This window comes from Streptomyces sp. NPDC091376 (assembly GCF_044757085.1).
GTDB lineage: Bacteria > Actinomycetota > Actinomycetes > Streptomycetales > Streptomycetaceae > Streptomyces > Streptomyces pratisoli.
In genome coordinates this window covers 300,286-313,067 of sequence record NZ_JBIVUF010000002.1, presented here as the reverse complement: position 1 = coordinate 313,067, position 12,782 = coordinate 300,286, and the positions used below count along the sequence as shown (strand labels likewise).

Below are 12,782 nucleotides of genomic sequence, written 5' to 3'. Positions count from 1 at the left end.
TGGGGGACCTCGGGGTCGGTAGCGGTGCCACGGCGCTCACCAGTGGCGGGAGAAGTGGTTGCGCAGCCAGATCGCGAGCGAGTTCATGGCCAGCAGGATCACCAGCAGGATGACGATCGCCGCGGAGGCGAGCGCGGTGAACTCGGCGCGGGACTGGCTGATCCAGTTGAAGATCTGGATCGGCAGGACGGTGAACTGGCTGTGCACCCCGGTCGGGTTGAACGTGATGAACGTCAGCCCGCCGAGCAGCAGCAGCGGCGCGGCCTCCCCGATGGCGCGGGACAGCGCGAGGATCGACCCGGTGGCCATGCCGGGCACGGCCGCCGGGAGCACCTGGCGCCATACGGTCTGCCACCGGGTGGCGCCCAGGGCGAGGGACGCCTGCCGGATCGACTGCGGAACGGCCCGGATCGCCTCGCGGGAGGAGATGATCACGATGGGCAGCACCAGCAGGGACAGCGTGAGCGACGCGGTGAGCACGGTCTGGCCGAAGCCCAGGCCGCGGGAGATCACGCCCAGGCCGAGGATGCCGTAGACGATCGAGGGGACGGCTGCCAGGTTCTGGATGTTGATCTCGATGGCCCGGTTCCACCAGCGGCCGCGGTCGGCGTACTCCTCCAGGTAGATCGCGGTGAGGACGCCGGTGGGCAGACAGTAGAGCGCCGTGAAGGCGATGACCCAGATCGTGCCCGTGATCGCCGACTGGGCGCCGGCGTTCGAAGGGTCGATGATGTCGGGGAAGTTGGTCCACAGCTTCGGGGTCAGCCGGGACCAGCCTTCGACGACCACGTAGGTGAGCAGACCGACGAGGAAGACGACCCCGATGGCCAGCGAGGCCCACAGGCCGGCCCGGAAGAGCCGCTCCCGCAGGGGCGTGCCGCGGCCCTTGAGCCGGGGGGCACCGGGCGTGGCCGTCGGGAGGGCGGTGCCGGTGGTCATTCGTACACCTCCCGGTATCTGCGCACCAGACGGATGCTGACCAGGTTCATCACCAGCGTGATGGCGAAGAGCAGCAGGCCCACCGCGAAGATCGTCTGGTAGCCGGTGGAGCCGGTGGGCAGATCGCCGATGCCGGCCGCGGCGATGAACGCGGTCATCGTCTGCATGCCTTCGAGGGGGTTGAAGGTCAGGTTCGGCCGGCCGCCGGCCGCGATGGCCACGATCATCGTCTCGCCGATCGCGCGGGAGATGCCGAGCACGATGGCGGCGACGATGCCGGACAGCGCGGCGGGGAAAACGACCTTGGTGGAGACCTGCATGCGCGAGGAGCCGAGGGCGTACGCCCCGTCGCGCAGGGCGCGGGGCACCGCGGTCATGGAGTCCTCGGCGAGCGAGGCGATCGTCGGGATGATCATGATGCCCATGACGAAGCCCGCCGAGAGGGCGTTGAAGACCTGCGGGGGGTCGTCGCCGGGCCAGATCTGCTGGAGGAACGGCGTGATGGCCTTGAGGGCGAAGAATCCGTAGACCACCGTCGGGATGCCGGCGAGGACCTCCAGCACGGGCTTGAAGACGCCGCGTACCCGGCGGCCCGCGTACTCGCTCAGATACACGGCCGCCCCCAGGCCGAGCGGGACCGCCACGAACAGGGCGATGCACGTGACCACCAGCGTGGCCGTCACCAGCGGGATGACACCGAAGTGCGGTGGCTCGAACAGCGGTGACCAGTCGGTTCCGGTGATGAACTCCCCGAAGCTCACCTTGCCGAAGAACGCGACGACCGGCGGGATCAGCGCGATGACGATGCCGACCGTGGTCAGCAGCGAGACGAGCGAGGCGATCACCAGGAGCGCCTTGACGGCCTTCTCCCCGTAGCGCGGCTGGGACCGCCTCAGGAAGCCGGGGCTTCCCGGTGCGGCTCGGTTCCGAGGCGCCGGGGAGCTCATGGCCTGTGCTGCTCGCGCAGCCTCTGGAGGGCCTTGCCCAGTTCGGCCTCCTGCTGGGCGTTGAGCGGCACGAACTGGGCGGCCTTGGCGATGTCGGCGTTGTTCTCGACGTAGTACTCGACGAACGCCTCGACTTCCCTCCGGTCGAGCGCGGCGGCGTTCGGGTAGATGAACAGCGGACGCGACAGGGGCTTGTACGTGCCGTTCTGGACGGTGGTCCGGCTGGGCTCGACGCAGCCGTCGCCGCCGTCGATCTTCAGGACCTTCAGCTTGTCCTGGTTCTCCTCGTAGTACGACAGGCCGAAGTAGCCCATGCCGCCCTTGGAGCCGGAGACGCCCTGGACGGTGACGTTGTCGTCCTCGCTGGGTGTGTAGTCGGTGCGGGAGCGGCCCTCTTCACCGTTGACGGCCTGAGTGAAGTAGTCGAAGGTGCCCGAGTCGGTGCCGGCGCCGAACAGCTCCAGCTCGACGTCCGGGAAGGCGGGGTCGACCTGGTTCCAGTTGGTGACCTCGGAGCCGGGCTCCCAGATCTTCCTCAGCTGCTCGACGGTCAGGCACTCGGCGAAGTCGTTGTCCTTGTTGACCACCACGGACAGGCCGTCGTTGGCGACCTGGAACTCCTCGAACCTCACGCCGTTCCTGTCGCAGCGGGCCTTCTCCTCGGGCTGTATCGGGCGGGAGGCGTCGGAGATCTCCGTCTCGCCGTTGCAGAACTTCTCGAAGCCGCCGCCCGTACCCGAGGTGCCGACCGTGACCCGGACGCCGGGATTCTGCTGCTGGAAGAGCTGGGCCGCCGCCGTGGAGAGCGGGGCCACCGTGCTGGAGCCGTCCACCCTGATCGTGCCGGAGAGCTTGCTGCCGCCGCTCTGGGAGCCCGCGTCCGCACCGCCGCACCCGCCGGCGGCCAGCACGACGGCCGCCGCCAGGGCCGCGGGGGCGATGGCCCGGCGCGGTGAGGGGAGGATGTTCACGTCAACTCTCGATCCTCATGTGCGCACTCGCCTCATAGATGGACAAAGTACCCCATAAGGTCACCGGGAGTGGTGCGGCCGCCGGGTGTTCGGCCGCCGGAGTGATCATCGACGGCGGCCCCGGCGGCCCCGGGCGGCGAATCGTGCCGGCGAACGGTTCGCCGCGGCGGCCCGCCCGGCGCGACGGGCGGAGCCGCGCCGGCTCACGACTGGTCGGCGGCGCGGTCCAGGTGCGGCAGGTGATGGCCCAGGCGCTCGCGCTTGGCCCGGAGATAGAAGATGTTCTCCTCGCTCGGCTGCGTCAGCAGCGGAACCTGTTCGGTGACCTTGATGCCGTGCTGCTGCAGCGCCTCACGCTTGCGCGGATTGTTCGACATCAGCCGTACGGACCGCACGCCCAGGTCGTGCAGGATGTCCGCCGCCACCCCGTAGTCGCGGGCGTCGACCGGCAGCCCGAGCGCGAGGTTGGCCTCCACGGTGTCGAGCCCCTCCGCCTGCAGCTGCATCGCCCGGAGCTTGGCCAGCAGGCCGATCCCCCGGCCCTCGTGGCCCTGGAGGTAGACGAGGACGCCGCGTCCCTCGCTCACGATGGCCCGCAGCGCGGCGGACAGCTGGTCCCCGCACTCGCAGTGCCGGGAGCCGAAGGCGTCCCCGGTCAGGCACTCCGAATGCAGGCGGGTGAGCGCGTCGTCACCCTCGATGTCGCCGTACACCAACGCTATTTGTTCGTCACCGCGAATGCGATCCAGGTAGCCGATGGCAAGGAAAACACCGTATTTGGTGGAGAGTTGGACAGTTGCCATGCGTTCGGTGTCTTTTGAACTCACGCCTTCGCGGAGCGTGCCATCGCTGTCTGTCATGGCCGGATCCTATCGGGTAGCCTCTGGTGGGGAACTCGGAATCGGTGAGGAGATCTCAACCGGTCTGTCGATTCAGCCGGTTCGGACCGGCCGTATCTCGTGGAACGAATAAAGAGCGAAGAAGGAAAGGGGCGGGAACATGAGCGGCCCGCATGTGCGACCGCCGGAGCCGGGACTGCTGCCGTGGGACACGACGGCGGACGCCGGTTCGCTGCGTGCCGATGCCGCCGTCCTTCCCATCGGCAGTTTCGAGCAACACGGTCCGTACCTCCCTCTGTTGACGGATACGGTCATCGCCTGCGCGATCGCCAGGGAGGTCGCCGCCGCGTACTCGGTCCTGCGGCTTCCCCCGGTGACGATCTCCTGCTCGCACGAGCACGCGGCCTGGCCGGGCACCGTCAGCATTTCCGCCACGACGCTCCATGCTGTCGTACGGGACATCGCCGAATCCCTTCGCCGCTCCGGAATCGGCAATCTGATTCTGATCAACGGACATGGTGGAAACTACGTGCTGCGCAACGTGGTTCAGGAATCCGCGGGCAGCGGCACCCGAATGGCGCTCTTTCCCGGTTCGGCCGACTGGAGTGCGGCGCGGGACCGGGCCGGTGTACGGACGCCGTCGCACAGCGATATGCATGCCGGTGAAGTGGAGACGTCGATCCTGCTGCACGAGCAGCCGGAACTCGTTCGCCCCGGACATATGACCTCCGATTTCCTCGCCGACGACCGGGAGCATTTGCTCACCCTTGGTCTGCGGGCCTACACGGAGACCGGCGTGGTCGGCCGTCCGTCCCTGGCATCGGCCGAGAAGGGTAAGGAATTGCTGGCCGGACTCGTGGATTCCTTCGCCGGGTATTTCTCGCTCATGGTCCCGGCGGAGTCCTCGGGCGCGTTCCCGGCGGAGCCTGCCACCGCGGCCGACTCCCCGGCCCCCGCCCGGCAGGTGACCCGGTGACCGGCCGCGCCGCCGGGCAGGATTCCGGCGCCGGACCGCTGGACGCGCCGGGCGCCTGGGAACAGTTGCTCGCCATACGGTCCCAGGAGCGGGCCGACGCCGCCGGACTGCACCGCGACACGGACGGCCGGCACGTATGGCGGAACGCCTCCGACGAGGCGGACGTCCTCGCCGACCGCTATCTGTCGCTGTGCCTGGCCGGCCCCCGCTTCACCTTCGCCCAGCTGGGCCAGAGCCTGGACGGCTTCATCGCGACCCGGAAGGGCGACGCCGACTACGTCACCGGAGCCGAGGACCGCGAGCATCTGCACCGTCTGCGCGCGCTCGCCGACGCGGTGGTCGTCGGTGCCGGTACCGCCGTCGCGGACGATCCCCGGCTGACGGTGCGTGCCTGCACCGGACCGAACCCGGTGCGCGTCGTCCTCGACCCGCACGGCCGGGTGCCGCTGCGGCGCCAGGTGTTCACCGACGGCGCGGCTCCCACCTTGTGGGTGGTGGGCGCCGACAGCGAGCGCGGGCAGGCCGGTCCTGACGCCGAGCGGATGCCCGGAGTCGACGTGCTGACCCTCCCCGACAGGGCCGCGTTCGCCCCGGGCCGCCTGGTGCACGAGCTCGCGCTGCGCGGCCTCGGCCGGGTGCTGGTCGAGGGCGGCGGCGTCACCGTGTCGCGTTTCCTCCACGAGGGTGCGCTGGACCGGCTCTACGTCACCGTCGCACCGGTCCTGATCGGCGACGGCGTCCCGGGACTGGGCTTCCCCGGCCCCGAACTGATGGGGGACGCGCTCCGTCCGCCGACGCGCCGCGCCTTCCTCGGCGAGGACACCCTCTTCGAGTTCGATCTGCGGACGCCGCATCCCGGCGAACCACTGGACGGCGAGCACCCCGATGCCGGGCAGACTCGCGGCGAAGGCCAGTAGCCCGTACACGACGGCGGTCGTCAGCCCCTGGGCCGCGCCCAGACCCGCGGCTCCGAAGGCCCAGGCGGTGACGCCCTCCCTGGGTCCCCAGCCGCCGACGTTCAGCGGCAGCGCCATAGCCAGCAGCGCCAGCAGCATCAGCGGCAGCAGGTCGGCCGCGGGCGCCGTCGATCCGGCGGCTCTGGCGGCGAGGAGGAACATGCCGAGATGGCCGGCGAGTACCGCCACGGACGAGATCAGCACCCCCGGCCAGCTGCGCCGGGCGAGCAGCCCGAGCCGTGCCTCGGTCAGCGTGGTGCGGACCGCCCGGCGCCAGCGCGAGGTGCCCCGCCTCCCGCGGAGGCGGACGACGGCCGCGGCCGCCGCGCCGCACAGCACGGCGAGCAACGCCGCGGTGGCCGGTGTCGTGACGAGGTGTCGAGCGAAGCGGCCGGCCTCCACCAGGGGCCGGGACGGGTGCGCGATCAGCAGCGCCACACCGGCCGCGACGAGGACCCCCTGGCCAGCGATCCGTTCGAGCAGGACCGCGCGGACGCCCCGGCCCACGGCACCGGTGCTCCGGCCGTGCCGTACGGCACGGTGCACATCGCCGAGGACGCCGCCGGGCAGCGCCGCGTTCAGGAACAGGGCACGGTAGTAGTCCGCGACGGCCCGGCCCAGCGGCAGCCGCATGTTCAGGGCCCGTGACACCAGGCACCAGCGCCAGGCGCTGAGCACGGTGGTGAACAGACCGAGCCCGAGGGCCGCCAGGAGCGTGGGGCCGTCTATGCCGTGCAGGCCGTCCAGGAAGGCGCCGGTGCCCTGCCACCACAGCATCGCCACGAGGATGGCGGCCCCGGCCAGCATGCCGAGCCGTGCGCGCAGCGCCCGTACGGCCCGGACCGCGCCGTCCGCCCGGATCACGAGGTGCCGCCCGCCGGCCGGGGCAGGGCCAGCACATCGCTGTGGTGCAGCGTGACCCGCAACTCGCCCGCCTCGCACTGCTCCAGACGGCGTCGCAGGTACGCGTCGGCGCGCGACGCGAGGTCGCTCCGATGCTCGACGGCGGCGCCGACCCAGCCCCGGAGCCACTGCGCCGTCAGCGGCGCCGTTTCGGGCCCGAGCCGCCACGGGCTCGCCTGCACCTGTACGGTCATGCCGCGCCGCGCGAAGGCCACGGAGGCCGCCGCGACGGCGTCGGGTCCGAGGAGCCGGCGGCCCTGGTCCACCCGGCGCTGGTGGGCGTTGAAGGCGTCGGCGATCTCGGCGTCCAGCGGGTCCGCCGGGGCGAGATCGACCCGTCCCACCACGGACAGCGCCAGCAGTGCCGGACAGCCGGCGCCGGCGCAGGCCGCGACGAGCCCGTCCAGCTCCTCGCGGGTGAGCAGGTCCAGCAGGGCGGAGGCCGTCACCAGCGAGGTGCCGGCGAGACCCTCCGCGGTCAGCCGGGCGACGTCACCGCGATCCGTCGTCACGGTCACGGGACTGCCGTCGTCGGCCGTACGGGGCAGCCGTGTCGCGGCAAGTTCGAGCAGCGCCGGGTCGTGGTCGTGCAGGATCCAGTGCTGGGGGCCTGGCAGCCGGGGAGCGAGCCAGCGCCCCATGGAACCGGTGCCGCAGCCGAGGTCGCGGATCACCAGCGTCGCGTCCTCGTCCGGCAGCCGCGAAGCGTCCGCGGGAACCCGCAGACCCTGCCGCAGCGGATCGAGGAGCTCGACGGCGCGGGCCGCGGCGTCGGCGGCCTCCCGCAGCGCCAGCCATTCCGGGGCGAAACGGGTGACATCGGTGGCGCTCACACGGCCTCCAGGGGGTTCAGCCGGACTTGTTCCAGCGCCTTGGCCAGGCTCCGCGCCGTCGTCTCCCAGCCGGCCAGGGCGGTGCGCCGCCGGCGCGCGGCCGTTTTCGAACGGTGGCGTTCGCCGGGCTCGGCGAGCCAGTGACGCAGCGCCGCCACGAGGGCCGGCGGGTCCTGCGGCGGTACGAGGGCGCCCGGCACGCTGCCGTCGGGTGTCCGCCCGACCGCTTCCGGGAGTCCGCCGACGGCCGTCGCGAGTACGGGAACGCCCCGCGCGAGCGCCTCGGTCGCGACCATGCCGTACGTCTCGTTGTGCGAGGCGAGCACGAGGAGGTCGGCGGCGGCGTAGCTCGCGTTCAGCTCGGGTCCGGTCCGGGGGCCGACGAGGTGTACCCGGTCGCCGAGGCCGTGCTCGTCGACCAGCTCCCGCAACCGGGCGACGTAGTCGGGGGCTTGGCCCAGGCTGCCGACGAGTACGCAGCTCCACGCCAGGCCGGCGACGGCCGCCAGGGCTTCCACCAGTTCGTGCTGTCCCTTGCGCGGGGTCACCGAGGCGACGCACAGCAGTCGTGGGGCGGCGCTGTCGGCGTCGTCGTACGGGGCACCGGCCGGACTGCCGTTCGTGCTGTTCGCCAGGGGCGCGACATCAGCTCCCGGGGCGGCGACATGGACCCGGCCGGGGGCGAGCCCGTGAAGCTCCACGAGCCTGCGCGCCGCCCATTCGCTGGTCGCCACGACCGCCGCGGCTGCCCGCAGCGTCCTGCCTTCCCCGGCCTCCAGCGCCGCCGCCGACTCCGGGGCGAGCCCGGTCTCGTCGCCCAGCGGCAGATGCACCAGCACCGTCAGCCGCAGCCGTTCGGCCTCGGGGACGACGATGTCGGGCGCCGCGCAGGCGACCAGTCCGTCGAGAAGGACGAGGCCGCCGTCCGGCGACTCGCTGAGCACCCGGGCCAGTTCGGCGCGTGCGCCGGCTCCGGGCCGTGGCCAGTCGCCCGTGACGGTGTGCTCGTGGAGCTGCCAGCCGAGCTGGGGCAGCTCCCGGCACACCCTGCGGTCGTAGGTGTTGCCTCCGCTCGGCGCGGCCGGGTCGTCGACGGTGCCGGGCATCACGATCCGGACCGAACGCTCGGGCACCGGTGTCCCGGCCGCCTCGTTCACAGAGTCCGCTCGTAACTGGCCCAGGCGATGTGGGACTCGTGCAGCGTGACCGTGATGCCGGTCAGGCCGCGTGCTCCCTCGCCCAGCGCCCCCTCGTGCACCCGGTCGGCCAGGCGGTCGGCGATGACCTTCGCCAGGTACTCGGTCGAGGTGTTGACGTCGGCGAAGGCGGGTTCGTCGTCGAGATTGCGGTAGTTGAACGCGCCCACCACGCCGTTCAGTTCACTGGTGGCCAGTCCGATGTCGACCACGATGTTGTCGGCGTCCAGCTCGGGGCGGCGGAAGGTGGCGTCCACCAGAAACGTCGCTCCGTGCAGTCGCTGTGCGGGTCCGAAGACCTCGCCGCGGAAGCTGTGAGCGATCATGAGGTGTTCGCGGACTGTGACGCTGAACAACGGCTGTGACCTCCGGGTCCGATGGATCTGGCCTGCGGTTCCTGCCCTTCACTACGGCTGGAGCATGCCGCGTGTTCATCCGCGTGTCAGGCGTGATCCACGGCGGCGTGTCGGACCCCGGTCCGCGGTGGAGCGTCAGGCGTGACCGCCGGTGAGCGTCAGGCCCGGTCCCCGGTGGCGGCCGCGTCGTACAGCACGCGGTGGCACAGCCCGGGAAGCTCGCCCGCCGCGATCTCGGCCATGGCCTTCGGCAGGTCCTCGAAGGCGCACTCGCCGGTGACCAGGGCGTCGAAGGCGGGGTCGGCGAGCAGTTCGAGCGACAGCGCCAGCCGGTCGGCGAAGCTGCGGCGCGAGCGGCGGGCCTCGGACACCCTGCCCACCTGGCTGCCGCGCAGTACCAGCCGCCCGGAGTGGAAGGCCTCGCCGAGCGGCACGCTGATCCGGCGGTCGCCGTACCAGCTCAGCTCCAGGACGGTGCCCTCCGGGGCGAGGAGTTCCAGAGCACGCGTGAGCCCGGCCTCGGTGGCGCTCGCGTGGACGACGAGGTCGCAGGCGCCCAGGGCGTCCTCGGGCAGTGCGAAGTCGACGCCCAGCGCGGTGGCCACGGCGGCGCGCGCGGGTTCGGCGTCGATCAGCTGGACGCGGACGCCGGGGAACCTGGCCAGCAGCGCGGCGACGGAAGCGCCGATCATGCCGGCCCCGACGACGGCGATCCGGTCGCCGACCAGCGGCGCGGCGTCCCACAGGGCGTTCACCGCGGTCTCCACCGTCCCGGCCAGCACGGCCCGCCCGGCGGGGACGGCGTCCGGCACCGGCGTCACGGCGCTCGCCGGCACGACGTACCGGCTCTGGTGCGGATAGAGGCAGAAGACCGTACGGCCGACGAGATGTTGCGGCCCCTCCTCGACGATGCCCACATTGAGATAGCCGTACTTGACGGGTCCGGGGAACTCGCCGTCCTGGAACGGCGCCCGCATGGCCGAGTGCTGACTCTCCGGTACGCCGCCGCGGAAGACGAGGCTTTCCGTGCCCCGGCTCACCCCGGAACAGAGCGTGCGCACCACCACGTCGTCATCGCCGGGCTCGGGCAGGGCGACGTCCCGGATCACGCCGTGACCCGGGGAAGTGAGCCAGAAGGCACGGGCGGCGAGCTCCATCGGCGTCCTCCTGCTGAACGCTCGGGTGTCGATTTACGTTCTGAAAATCATGAGACCGCGCACACGCTACGCGGCGGTCATGGACTCTGTCACTCAGCCGGAGGGTGGTACACGGTGGCCCTGAGCAGCGCTTTCGAAACACGGGTGTGGCGCACGGAGACGGCTGCGGGGGCCGGCGCCCAGGCCCTGCTGCTGCTCCTTCTGGGCGCCTCGGCAGGACTGGGGGCCGTGGGCTGGCTGACGGGGCTGGCGTTCACCGTGGGCACCTGGGCGTTGCTCACGCGCGCGTTGCACCGGTCGTGGCCGCCCCGGCCGTTCGGTCCCGCCAACGGCGTGACCCTGGCCCGTACGACCCTCGTCGGCGGTGTGACCGCGCTGGTCGCGGACTCCTTCGTCAGCGCGCCCCCGGTCGCGACGCTGGTCGCGCTGACCACCGTGGCGCTGGTCCTCGACGCGGTCGACGGCCAGGTCGCCCGGCGCACCGGGACGGAGTCCGCCCTGGGCGCACGCTTCGACATGGAGGCGGACGCCTTCCTCATCCTGGTGCTGAGCGTGCACGTGGCCATGTCGCTGGGCGCCTGGGTGCTCCTGATCGGCGCCATGCGGTACGTCTTCGTGGTGGCGGCCCGGGCCCTGCCGTGGCTCAACGGGCCGCTGCCGCCGAGCATGGCCCGCAAGACGGTGGCCGCGGTGCAGGGGATCGTCCTGCTGGTGGCCACCGCCGGGATCCTCCCGATGCCGGCCGCCTACGCGGCGGTCGGCACGGCGCTGGCGTCGCTCGTCTGGTCCTTCGGACGGGACATCAGGGGGCTGTGGTGCCTCAGGGTCCGTGAGGGGGCACCGCTGGCCCGGCCGGCCGTGGCCCGGGCCGTGACGCACGAGCGGGTGTGACCCCGGAGCCGGTGGCGCCGCCCGGGCCGTACGCCGCCAGGAAGCGGTCGCGGAAGGTGTCCATGCGCCAGACCGGGGCGTCCGGGCCGGGCCCCAGCCCGTCGTGCCAGCCCCATCCGGCGATCCGGTCCAGCACGGCCGGGTCGCGCGCGAGGACCGAGACCGGTACGTCCCGCCCGAGCCTGCCGCCGGTGACGGTCGTGACGGGCTGGTGGTCGCCGAGGAAGACGAGGACGGTGTTCTCGTCGCCGTACTTCTCCACGTAGGAGATGAGGCTGTTCAGCGAGTACTCGATGGAGCGCCGGTACTCGGTGCGCACCTGCGCGTCGTCCTTCCACACCTCCGTGGGGTCCTTGCCCTCCTCCTTGATGGAGTCGTAGACGGAGCCGTCCCCGAGTTCGTCCCAGCCGATCATCCTGGGGATCGGCGCCCAGGGGTTGTGGCTGGAGGTGAGGATGACCTCGGCCATCAGCGGCGGGTGTCCGGGCTTGCCGTGCTCAAGACGCTCGAACGCCGCCAGGCTGAACTGGTCGGGTACGGGTGTCCAGCTGAACTTGGGGCCTTCGTACCCGAGCTGCCGGGAGTCGTAGACGTTGTCGAGGCCGTAGAACTTCCCTTCGGGCCAGGACCGGGTCACACCCGGCATGATGCCGACCGTCCGCCAGGCGCCCGTGCGTCGGAAGGCGCTCGTGAGGGTGAGGCGGTCGCTGGAGGTCAGGGTGCGGTAGCGCTGCTGGTTGCTTATCCACAGGCCCGAGTTGAAGGTGGAGTGGGCCAGCCAGCTGTGACCCCCGTACGTGGGGGAGGTGAGGAAGGCGCTCCGGGAGGAGAACCCGGCCGAGCGCAGCCGGCGGTTCCCGTCCGCGAGCACCGCGTCGACCTCCGGCGCCATCTCCGGGTCCTGGATCGCGCTGCGGCCGTAGCTCTCGACGAAGGCGAAGATGACGTCCTTGCCGCGCAGCCCGGTCAGCAGCTGGTCGGGCGGGGTGTCGCGGAACGCGTCGGCGGCGGACTCCTCGGCGAACTCCTGTGTGTCCCGCAGGCCCGCCCGTACCTGGTGCACACGGTCCTGGACCTGGCCGGCCGTGCTCCCGGAGGCGATCGGCAGCCCGACGGCCGTGTGGAATCCGAGGGCGGCGAAGGCCATCCAGGCGGTTCCGAGTACGAGAGTGCCCCCGGCCGCGACGGCGCTGTGCCGGACGACGAGATCGCTCACCCGGACGACCGCCAGCGCGATGAGGATGAGCAGGGCGAGGACGAGCACCACGAGCCCGATCTCGGCGCCGATCGCGCCGGCCGGGCCGATGGCGTCCTCGAGGAACGACTCGGCGTCGTCGAGCAGCGCCCAGTCGAGCACGAGGTCGAACGGCCGGCCGAGGACGGAGAAGAAGCCCATGTCGAGGAACTTCAGGACGGTCACCACGCCCAGCCCCGCGCCGGCGAGCACCGCCACGCCGCGCCGCGCCCGCGGTGGCAGGACGAGCAGGAAGGCGGTGCCGAAGAGCCCTTCCACGGGGATGCGCGTGAAGACGCCGGGCGTGATGTAGGGGAGCTTGTTCGGCAGGAGGAGGGCGAGCAGCACCAGCAGCACGGCCAGTGCCGTGGTCAGGCGCCCCACCGTGAGGCGGCGCTGCGGCGGTGGGCTCTCCTTCCCGGCCTCCGTGTCCCTGTCCGTGTCGGTGTCCAGTACCTGGCGAGAGCGTGTCAAGAGCGACACCCGAAGGTCCTTCCGCGCGGGGCCCGGTGGTTGGCGCGGGCGGCTCGGGACGCCGGGGCCGCGGTTACCTGTACGGCCCAGAGGCGGTTTCAGTTCAAGCG

The 12,782-nt window shown here is 71.8% G+C and carries 12 protein-coding genes and 1 pseudogene; 3 read left to right on the top strand and 10 right to left on the bottom strand.

Features of this window, described 5'->3' with window-relative positions; genetic code table 11:
* Window positions 1–36: 36 nt before the first annotated feature.
* The 4 genes from pstA to ribA all read right to left on the bottom strand — a co-directional run bounded on the left by pstA (window position 37) and on the right by ribA (window position 3,660).
* The gene (gene pstA / locus ACIQMR_RS05710) at window positions 37–939 is read right to left on the bottom strand and encodes a phosphate ABC transporter permease PstA (protein WP_401383275.1); all 903 of its coding nucleotides are present in this window, start codon (window positions 937–939) and stop codon (window positions 37–39) included.
* Window positions 936–1,886: a phosphate ABC transporter permease subunit PstC gene (gene pstC / locus ACIQMR_RS05705; RefSeq protein ID WP_401383274.1), complete on the bottom strand. Its 951-nt coding sequence runs from the start codon at window positions 1,884–1,886 to the stop codon at window positions 936–938. The genes pstA and pstC overlap by 4 nt, the downstream gene beginning before the upstream one ends.
* Window positions 1,883–2,857, bottom strand: a complete 975-nt coding sequence (locus ACIQMR_RS05700; protein ID WP_401383272.1) for a PstS family phosphate ABC transporter substrate-binding protein — start codon at window positions 2,855–2,857, stop codon at window positions 1,883–1,885. Before ACIQMR_RS05700 ends, pstC begins: the two co-directional genes overlap by 4 nt.
* Before the next feature lie 203 nt (window positions 2,858–3,060).
* On the bottom strand, window positions 3,061–3,660 hold the full coding sequence (gene ribA / locus ACIQMR_RS05695) for a GTP cyclohydrolase II (protein ID WP_266380799.1): 600 nt from the start codon (window positions 3,658–3,660) through the stop codon (window positions 3,061–3,063).
* A gap of 196 nt (window positions 3,661–3,856) precedes the next feature.
* On the opposite strand from ribA, the gene ACIQMR_RS05690 reads away from it, so the two are divergent.
* Together ACIQMR_RS05690 and ACIQMR_RS05685 are read left to right on the top strand one after the other, a co-directional pair.
* Window positions 3,857–4,672, top strand: a complete 816-nt coding sequence (locus ACIQMR_RS05690) for a creatininase family protein (protein ID WP_401383269.1) — start codon at window positions 3,857–3,859, stop codon at window positions 4,670–4,672.
* On the top strand, window positions 4,669–5,589 hold the full coding sequence (locus ACIQMR_RS05685) for a RibD family protein (protein ID WP_401383266.1): 921 nt from the start codon (window positions 4,669–4,671) through the stop codon (window positions 5,587–5,589). Before ACIQMR_RS05690 ends, ACIQMR_RS05685 begins: the two co-directional genes overlap by 4 nt.
* 36 nt (window positions 5,590–5,625) lie before the next feature.
* Here the strand turns inward: ACIQMR_RS05685 and ACIQMR_RS05680 are convergent.
* The 5 genes and pseudogenes from ACIQMR_RS05680 to ACIQMR_RS05660 form a co-directional block, all read right to left on the bottom strand.
* Window positions 5,626–6,405: pseudogene (locus tag ACIQMR_RS05680) on the bottom strand (lysylphosphatidylglycerol synthase transmembrane domain-containing protein); the annotation flags it as partial.
* 83 nt (window positions 6,406–6,488) lie between these two features.
* Window positions 6,489–7,364 carry a methyltransferase domain-containing protein gene (locus tag ACIQMR_RS05675; RefSeq protein ID WP_401383264.1) on the bottom strand — a complete coding sequence of 292 codons (876 nt, stop codon included), beginning with the start codon at window positions 7,362–7,364 and terminating at the stop codon, window positions 6,489–6,491.
* Window positions 7,361–8,521 carry a glycosyltransferase family 4 protein gene (locus ACIQMR_RS05670; RefSeq protein WP_401383261.1) on the bottom strand — a complete coding sequence of 387 codons (1,161 nt, stop codon included), beginning with the start codon at window positions 8,519–8,521 and terminating at the stop codon, window positions 7,361–7,363. Before ACIQMR_RS05670 ends, ACIQMR_RS05675 begins: the two co-directional genes overlap by 4 nt.
* Window positions 8,518–8,916: a 6-pyruvoyl trahydropterin synthase family protein gene (locus tag ACIQMR_RS05665; RefSeq protein WP_401383259.1), complete on the bottom strand. Its 399-nt coding sequence runs from the start codon at window positions 8,914–8,916 to the stop codon at window positions 8,518–8,520. The genes ACIQMR_RS05670 and ACIQMR_RS05665 overlap by 4 nt, the downstream gene beginning before the upstream one ends.
* A 158-nt stretch (window positions 8,917–9,074) precedes the next feature.
* Complete coding sequence (locus ACIQMR_RS05660; RefSeq protein WP_401383257.1) at window positions 9,075–10,073, bottom strand: zinc-binding alcohol dehydrogenase; 999 nt, start codon at window positions 10,071–10,073, stop codon at window positions 9,075–9,077.
* 114 nt (window positions 10,074–10,187) lie between these two features.
* On the opposite strand from ACIQMR_RS05660, the gene ACIQMR_RS05655 reads away from it, so the two are divergent.
* Window positions 10,188–10,964: a CDP-alcohol phosphatidyltransferase family protein gene (locus tag ACIQMR_RS05655; RefSeq protein ID WP_401383255.1), complete on the top strand. Its 777-nt coding sequence runs from the start codon at window positions 10,188–10,190 to the stop codon at window positions 10,962–10,964.
* On the opposite strand, the gene ACIQMR_RS05650 is transcribed toward ACIQMR_RS05655, so the two are convergent.
* Window positions 10,894–12,681 carry a sulfatase gene (locus tag ACIQMR_RS05650; protein ID WP_401383252.1) on the bottom strand — a complete coding sequence of 596 codons (1,788 nt, stop codon included), beginning with the start codon at window positions 12,679–12,681 and terminating at the stop codon, window positions 10,894–10,896. The two genes, ACIQMR_RS05655 and ACIQMR_RS05650, sit on opposite strands and share 71 nt — an antisense overlap.
* Between the last annotated feature and the right edge of the window lie 101 nt (window positions 12,682–12,782).